The sequence below is a fragment of the Pseudoalteromonas sp. BDTF-M6 genome (genome assembly GCF_018334135.1).
Lineage (GTDB): Bacteria > Pseudomonadota > Gammaproteobacteria > Enterobacterales > Alteromonadaceae > Pseudoalteromonas.
Genome location: NZ_JAGXTQ010000011.1, coordinates 26080 through 34175, shown reverse-complemented (window position 1 = coordinate 34175; position 8096 = coordinate 26080). Strand labels below are relative to the sequence as shown.

Annotated in this window: 5 protein-coding genes; 2 read left to right on the top strand and 3 right to left on the bottom strand. The window is 49.0% G+C overall.

The features are described 5' to 3' along the window. Positions 1–195: 195 nt before the first annotated feature. Together gppA and rhlB are read right to left on the bottom strand one after the other, a co-directional pair. Positions 196–1686 carry a guanosine-5'-triphosphate,3'-diphosphate diphosphatase gene (gene gppA / locus KD147_RS16675; RefSeq protein ID WP_349304707.1) on the bottom strand — a complete coding sequence of 497 codons (1491 nt, stop codon included), beginning with the start codon at positions 1684–1686 and terminating at the stop codon, positions 196–198. A gap of 76 nt (positions 1687–1762) precedes the next feature. Continuing rightward, on the bottom strand, positions 1763–3034 hold the full coding sequence (gene rhlB, locus KD147_RS16670) for an ATP-dependent RNA helicase RhlB (RefSeq protein ID WP_105189421.1): 1272 nt from the start codon (positions 3032–3034) through the stop codon (positions 1763–1765). A 91-nt stretch (positions 3035–3125) separates the two neighbouring features. Here rhlB and trxA point away from each other — a divergent pair, with 91 nt between their 5' ends. Next, positions 3126–3452, top strand: a complete 327-nt coding sequence (gene trxA, locus KD147_RS16665) for a thioredoxin TrxA (RefSeq protein WP_105189420.1) — start codon at positions 3126–3128, stop codon at positions 3450–3452. 176 nt (positions 3453–3628) lie between these two features. Next, positions 3629–4888, top strand: a complete 1260-nt coding sequence (rho, locus tag KD147_RS16660) for a transcription termination factor Rho (protein ID WP_105253525.1) — start codon at positions 3629–3631, stop codon at positions 4886–4888. A gap of 63 nt (positions 4889–4951) precedes the next feature. Here the strand turns inward: rho and KD147_RS16655 are convergent, their stop codons facing one another. After that, complete coding sequence (locus tag KD147_RS16655; protein ID WP_212548576.1) at positions 4952–7756, bottom strand: ATP-binding protein; 2805 nt, start codon at positions 7754–7756, stop codon at positions 4952–4954. Positions 7757–8096 lie beyond the last annotated feature (340 nt).

The window sequence follows — 8096 nt, the reverse complement described above, 5'->3', positions numbered from 1 at the left end:
ACTCCCTGAGTCGCTAGCGCCTCGCTATGCGTTGCTGCCTGCCGTCTCAGTGGGGTCGCATTATAGGGAGATTCGATTTCGACGCAAGCCCTTTTTTGAAGAAAATTGCAAAAAATAGATCGTTTGCAGTTAAATTGAGCATAACGACTCAAAAACATACAAAAAGCCACCTAATGGTGGCTTTTTGGTGGGGTTTTAATTGCTAATGGTCAGTTTCCATCCAGCCTTTCGCTGGTAGAGGGACTCTTGCTGTAGCTCACTGAACATCAGGGGATGCGCATCTAACCACTGCTTATCTATATAGAGTGTCAACGCATTATCATGTTCTTTAATTACCAGCTCGGGCAAAACATCATTTTTTCGGCGCATTGATAGAATTACCGCTACTCGTAATAACCGTACTAACTGGGCAGCCAGATTTTCATGAGCACCCAGAGATTCGAAGTCACCGGCTAATACATCGCCCTTATGGAAACGAACTAGTTTTGCCACTAGGTTATGCTGTTGTTTGGTAAACCCGGGCATATCGGTATTTCTGATGATATAGGCACCATGCTTTGGGTATTGCTTATATTCAATTAATAAACCTACTTCATGCAACATGGCTGCAGCGGTCAATAACCCATGATCCGCCTCGCTAAGTTGCCAGGGCTTACTTAATTGCGCTAATAATAGTTTAGCAATACAGGCAACCCGTTCGCCTTGCCCACGATCCACATGATAGCGAGTAATAAAACTGTCTATGGTGCGTTGGCGAATATCCTGGCGCTGCAATTGCGGCACCATGCTATAAAGCACACCTTCACGCAGAGCACCGCCGGCTAAGCCCATGGCACTGACCTGCAAACTCTCAAAGATGGCTATAAGAATGGCGAGCCCTGAAACAAAGACTAAACGGCGCTCTTCACTCAACCCCGGAAGTTGAAGCTGATCGATAGATGCGTACCGGGTTGTTAATTGGCGGATATCAAGTAGCTTATCCAGTGTCAGGGTTTCATCTTGGCGCTGGGCAATCATGATTTCCTGAATAGCCTGAACCGTACCGGAGGCCCCGGCAGCATAGTCCCACCCGGTCGCTTTATACAAAGCGATAATGGGTTGCAGGGTTTGTTTAGCCGCCTTGATGGCATTGTCATAGTTGCTATCACTGAGCAAACCATCTTTAAAGTAGTGCTCAAGGTAAGTTACGCAGCCCATATGCAAGCTAGTGTAATGAATGGCTTGTTGGCCTTCGCCTATGACTATTTCTGTACTGGCGCCGCCAATATCAATTACCAACTGCTTACCGGAACAAGCCGACGTATGTGCCACACCCTGGTAGATGGTTTTCGCTTCTTCTTCACCGCTGATCACATTGATAGGATGACCGAGGATTTGTTCGGCGCGATGGCGAAACTCATCGGCATTTGTTGCCAAGCGTAACGTTGCAGTAGCGACGATGCGCACCTGAGCTGCGGGAATATCCTGCAACCGCTCGGCGAATAGGGCTAAACACTCCCAGCCACGCTCCATTGCTTCCTGACTCAGTTGCATGCTGCCATCCAACCCCGCAGCCAAACGCACCTTGCGCTTTACCCGGCCTATGGTCTGTAGCGAGCCTGCCACTGTTTTGGCAATCAACATATGAAAGCTATTGGAGCCAAGATCGATTACCGCATATAAATCATCTTGGAGAGAAGAATTCACCACGTACTTACCTCTAAAAAAGCTTGGCCCGGGGCCAAGCTTGCACGCCGTAGCGACGTGTTGTCATGCTAGTAGGCTAACGTCCTTGCCCATGGCGGCGACGACCTTGCCCATGTCCTTGGTTTTTACCTCGTGAACGCCCTTGCGGCTCACGACGTTTAATTGTTTTAGGAACCGTAAGATCATCCAACAGCGCCGTTTTATCATAATGAGACACCGGGATATTGTGCTCAATATAGTCTTCAATCTCTTGCAGGTTGTAGGCGTATTGCTCACAGGCAAAGCTGATAGCATGGCCCGATGCCCCTGCACGACCGGTACGGCCAATACGATGCACGTAATCTTCGCAATCATCCGGAAGGTCGTAGTTGAACACATGACTTACTTCAGGAATATGCAAACCACGCGCAGCAACATCCGTCGCAACTAAAAGATCCAGACTGCCCTTGGCAAACTGCGCCAAAGTTGCTTGTCTCTTTTTCTGATTCACATCACCGGTAAGAAGGCCGACGCGATGACCATCCGCCTTTAACCAGGCATACAGCTTTTCACAAACGTGCTTGGTATTGGCAAAGACAATGGCTTTTTCTGGCCATTCTTCTTCGATCAAGGTGAGCAGCAGCTTCATTTTGTCGTCTTGTGACGGATGAAACAACTCTTCCTCGATACGCTTGCCGGTTTTCACATCCGGCTCAATTTGCACATGCTCCGGGTTGGTCATGTGCTCGAATGCTAACTCTTGAACACGATAAGACAGGGTTGCCGAAAATAGCAGATTTAGACGTTCGGTCGCTTCAGGCATACGGCGGAACATATAACGGATATCTTTGATAAAGCCGAGGTCGAACATGCGATCCGCTTCATCCAGTACCACAACCTCGATGTCGTTAAGGGTGTAGCACCCTTGTTTATACAGGTCGATCAGGCGTCCCGTGGTACCAATTAAAATATCGACACCTTTTTCTAGCTGCGCCCGTTGTTTTTCGTAATCTTCGCCACCATATAATAAACCTAGTTTAAGATTACAGTGCGGTGCTAAGATTTTTGCATCTTTGTGGATCTGAATCGCAAGCTCCCGTGTGGGAGCCATGATCAGGGCTCTTGGTTGCTGACCCGACGGCTTTTGACTCTGCAATAAGTGATGACAGGTGGCGGTAAGAAACGCCAGTGTTTTACCTGTGCCAGTTTGCGCTTGGCCCGCAATGTCGCGGCCAGCCTCAACATAGGGCATACACTTCGCCTGAATAGGCGTGCAGTATTCAAAGCCACTTGCTTGCAATCCGGCAACCACCTCCGGAGCTAAAGCAAAGTCTGCAAATTTTTTATCGGTTAAATGTGTCTTATTCATAGCGATAAAGCATAACGCTTAAACTTGCAATAAGAAACAAGAGTGTTTAAATACGCACTAAATAAATTCGCCAAATTTAACGGAGAGCGTGATGAGCGATAAAATTATCCAATTAACAGACGACAGCTTTGAGGCTGACGTAATGCAATCAGACAAGCCTGTACTAGTCGACTTTTGGGCTGAGTGGTGCGGACCTTGTAAAATGATTGCCCCTATTCTTGACGATGTAGCTGGCGAGTTTGAAGGCCGAGTGACTATCGGCAAATTGAATATCGACCAAAACGCAGGCACACCGCCTAAGTTCGGTATCCGCGGTATTCCAACTTTACTGCTGTTCAAAGACGGTCAGGTTGCCGCCACAAAAGTAGGTGCACTTTCTAAAGCTCAGCTAGTTGAGTTCTTAGAAAACAACATCTAAGCATCGATTATAAAAAAAGGGCGCTCGCCCTTTTTTTATATGACATTTTGTATAAAGACTGGACGATAAGCCACTGAGCTGCTAGTTTATAACCCCAACAATTCCAAGTTTATCCAAATAACCTCACTCGAAGTACTTCCATTTCGAGACGATAAATAGTTAAAGAACCCACCAATATGCATTTACGCGAACTGAAAGACAAGTCTATAAAAGAGCTTGTAAACCTAGCCGAGTCTATGGGCCTAGAAAACGTAGCCCGCCTAAGAAAACAAGACATTATCTTTGCCATCCTGAAAGCGCACGCAAAAAGCGGCGAAAATATTTACGGTGGCGGTGTATTAGAAATCCTGCAAGACGGTTTCGGTTTCTTACGTAGCTCAGAAGCTTCGTACCTTGCCGGTCCAGACGATATTTATGTATCTCCAAGCCAAATTCGTCGATTCAGTTTGCGCACGGGCGACAGCATTGCCGGTCTAATTCGCCCACCTAAAGACGGCGAGCGCTATTTTGCCCTGCTTAAAGTTAACGAAGTTAACTTTGATAAGCCGGAAAACTCACGCACCAAGATTTTATTCGAGAACTTAACACCACTGCATGCCAACGAACGTTTGCGCATGGAGCGCGGTAACGGCAGTACCGAAGATATTACCGCCCGTGTTCTCGACCTTGCAGCGCCAATTGGTAAAGGCCAGCGCGGCCTGTTGGTTGCCCCGCCGAAAGCCGGTAAAACCATGCTGCTACAGAATATTGCCCAGTCTATTAGCTATAACCATCCTGATTGTGAGCTGATGGTATTGCTTATCGATGAGCGCCCGGAAGAAGTAACGGAAATGCAGCGTCTGGTAAAAGGCGAAGTTGTTGCCTCAACCTTCGACGAGCCGGCCAGCCGTCACGTACAAGTTGCGGAAATGGTGATCGAAAAGGCAAAACGCCTGGTTGAGCATAAAAAAGACGTGATCATCCTACTGGATTCAATTACCCGTTTAGCACGAGCCTACAACACGGTGATCCCGTCATCGGGTAAAGTACTCACCGGTGGTGTTGACGCCAATGCCCTACATAAACCGAAGCGCTTCTTCGGTGCGGCACGTAACGTTGAGGAAGGCGGTAGCCTGACCATCATCGCCACCGCGCTTATCGATACTGGCTCAAAAATGGATGAAGTTATCTACGAAGAGTTCAAGGGTACGGGTAACATGGAACTTCACCTGAACCGTAAGATTGCCGAGAAACGCGTATTCCCAGCGATTGACTTCAACCGCTCTGGTACTCGCCGCGAAGAGTTGCTAACTAAACCGGACGAGCTACAGAAAATGTGGATCCTGCGTAAGATTGTGCATGACATGTCGGAAATCGATGCCATGGAATTCTTAATCGATAAGCTGGCCATGTGTAAGACCAATGACGAATTTTTCGACTCAATGAAGCGCAAATAAGCCTGCTTATGAGTTAAACAAAAGCCACTGCAATGACAGTGGCTTTTTTGTGTCTCTTTGCTGCTAACGCCCCGACTCGGTATCGTGCATCGCCAGATCGTGCAGCAGTTCGCTGATATGCTCAACGTCCTGGAATTTGGCGGCGCGCTCAATGTCGCTCAGCAGTTGGGCCAGCTCCTGGTCGGCAAACATCTTTGCCGCTCCCGCCAGGCGGTGCGCTATTTTGGCCACGGCGGCGATATCGTCGCGCTGCTGCGCCGCTTTAAGCAGGGCGATTTCCGCCGGCAGAGTTTGCGCGAAACTGCGACGCAGGTCACTCATATCGACCTCACGGTAACCCTCTTTTTGTTCGTTGATGCTCAGGTAACGCTCTAACACGGCGCAAAACTGCGCCTTATCTATCGGCTTAGCCAGATGCCCGGCAAAGCCTGCCTGCTTATAATGAGCGATTTCATGGGTCATGGCGTTGGCGGTTAAGGCAATAATGGGGTTACTAAAACCACATTGATGCAACAAGGACAGCGCCCCTAAACCATCCAGTATTGGCATCTGAATATCCATCAACACCAGATCCGGGTTATGTTTCAACGCCAACTCCACCGCTTGTTCACCATTTTCGGCGCTGTAGACTGTCACTCCCAAATTCTCCAAGGTGCGCTCAATCAGGCGACGGTTATCCGGGTGATCTTCAGCCAGTACCACGCTGCCGTTAAAGCTGGAAGTATAACAAGGCGGTTGCTGTGCCTGCACATCGCTCGTCAATGGGCTGTGCTGACAGGGAAGTTTAAAGCAAAAGCAACTGCCTTTGCCCAAGGTGCTGGTCACGGTAATTTGACCACCCATGATGCACGCCAATTGCTGCGACAGACTCAAGCCCAGTCCGGTGCCACCAAAGCGTCGGCTAATGGAGTTATCTCCCTGACTAAAGGTGGTAAAAATAGCTTCTAGCTTGTCCTCGGCGATGCCAATCCCCGTGTCTTCAACACAAAATACCAGGGCATTTTCCTTGCCGCTGACCTTGAGGGTCACAGCCCCCTGCTCGGTAAACTTAATGGCATTGGAACATAGGTTAACCAGTACCTGCTTGACACGAATATAGTCCAGCTCGGCACCGCTGTTGGCCGCCAGCTGGTTGTCGATGCAAAAGCCAATCCCTCGCTGCTGGGCGCTGGGAGCAAACATGGCATTAATATCGGCGAGCAGCGAATCCAGACTTACCAAAGCAATATTAAGCTCAAGCTTATTGGCCTCGATCTTACTTAAATCCAGCACATCATTGATCAGCTCACCCAGGTGCTGGCTGTTGTTATAAATAACCTGCAGCTCCTTGGCGACATCTGCGCCACGTACCTCGCCATGAATAATGGCTTCTGCCTGGCCCATAATGGACGTCAGCGGCGTTCTGATCTCATGACTGATATTAGCCAAAAATTGGCTTTTTATTTCATTGGCTGAACTCAGCTGTTGCGCCAGGGTTTCTAGCTCCTGGGTGCGCAGGCGTACTTTTTCTTCCAAGATGGCATTGGCCCTGCGCTCGGTGGCACGACGATACAAGAGCACCCCGATGATCAAGGTCAGTAACAGTAACCCAGAGACCAGCCAGGTAAATTGATTGCGTTGGCGCGCCGCCATACGTTCAAATTCTTGTTGCTGCTGCAACGATTCCACCTGACGCTGCAACTGGGTCGTATTGTATTTAGCATGGAAGTCATTGAGGCGACTGGCAATGGCATGACTGACGGCTAGATCGCGTTCACGCTCATATTTTTCAAACAGTACCAAGGCCTGCTGTGTATCCCCCTTGGCGGCCACCAGCAGCAGTTCTATTAAATAGGTATTGAGCGACTCATCGTCCTTGTTGTTCTGGCGCGCCAACGCATAGGCCTGTACTAAGGCTGCTTCGGCGCGCTCGTACTCACCCTTGCCATACAGCACCTTGGCGGTGATCTCTTGTACGGTAATGAGCCCGGGGAAATAGTCGATCACCTCAAGCTGCGCCTTCGCTTCTTCTAAGGTAGCCAGGGAGTCATCAAAACGGCCTTGAAAGAAATACAAGTCGGCCAAGTTCATCAAGGTGTTATGCAAGCTTAAAGAATCATTGGTCTTGGCAATGTTCGCCAACGCCAACTGATATTGCTCGGCGGCGGCGTCAAGCTGCCCGAGGTTGCGGTAAATAATGCCGAGATTAGACTGCATTTGTGCCAGCCCGGCTGTATCGCCCAAGCGCGTAAAGGCATCCCCCACGGTCCCATACATTTCTAACGCGGCATCGAAGCGATCGGCACTGATATAGGCGCCAGCAATATTGTGAATAATATCGACCCTATCCTGCTCCGAGCCGTATTCGTCATACAAGGCTTTGGCACTGCCGTAATAGTCAATGGCCTGCTCCAAGCGCTCCGCGCGCATCAAGGCCAAGCCGATATTATTGTATAAATGGGCCTGTAGCAGCGGTTCATTGGCTTGCTCAAGTATCTGTAATGCTCGGGAGTAATCCTCCACGGCACTGAGGTAATGACCACGGTAATAATTGGCTATACCCTGCTTTTTCGCATAATCGGCACGGCGTACCGGAGGTTCTCTATCGGCGGATAACTGCTCCGCGCGCAAAAAATACCGGGTCGCTTTTTGGTAATCACCCTTAGCAAAATAGTGCTCGGCGACGAACACGGTCAGCGCCAACTTTTCACTATCCGCTAGGGGCTCACTTAAACGTGTTATGGCACTATCGAGTTGTTGCTCTTTGGGTTCACTCTGGATTTGCTCTAGCGCGGTGTTGGCAGCATAGCTGGGATAGGGGGAAAGAGACAAAGCGGCCACGACAATAGCGCTCATGATGAGATAAAAGCTGACCTTCCTTTGCGACATTACTTTCTTCCACTTTGGCTTTGTACTAGAGCATAGCTGCCATACCCTAGCGTATTTATTACTTGAGACATAAATAGCATCACTTTCGATTCGCATTGCTATCACTAACGCTCGTGCCACCGCCTATCCTTGTTGGCATTCGCTTTTATAGAAATAGCCTCAACGTATTGCGAGTGTTTGCTATTTATTCATATCCAGCGGGCATATTCAACTTTATTACGACTATTAACCTATGCCACTCGCCTGCCAGGGTGCTTGAAGCGCCCCCTGTCTAAAAGAGCAAATTATAGCCCATTTATCAACGAAGTTATTGATTTACTTAAATAGTCTAAAGAGATAG

What these genes read in the sequence shown, in the direction of transcription:
- rhlB (WP_105189421.1), bottom strand. Translation starts at nt 3,034, where the DNA reads ATGAATAAGACACATTTAACCGATAAAAAATTTGCAGACTTTGCTTTA.
- trxA (WP_105189420.1), top strand. Translation starts at nt 3,126, where the DNA reads ATGAGCGATAAAATTATCCAATTAACAGACGACAGCTTTGAGGCTGAC.
- rho (WP_105253525.1), top strand. Translation starts at nt 3,629, where the DNA reads ATGCATTTACGCGAACTGAAAGACAAGTCTATAAAAGAGCTTGTAAAC.
- KD147_RS16655 (WP_212548576.1), bottom strand. Translation starts at nt 7,756, where the DNA reads ATGTCGCAAAGGAAGGTCAGCTTTTATCTCATCATGAGCGCTATTGTC.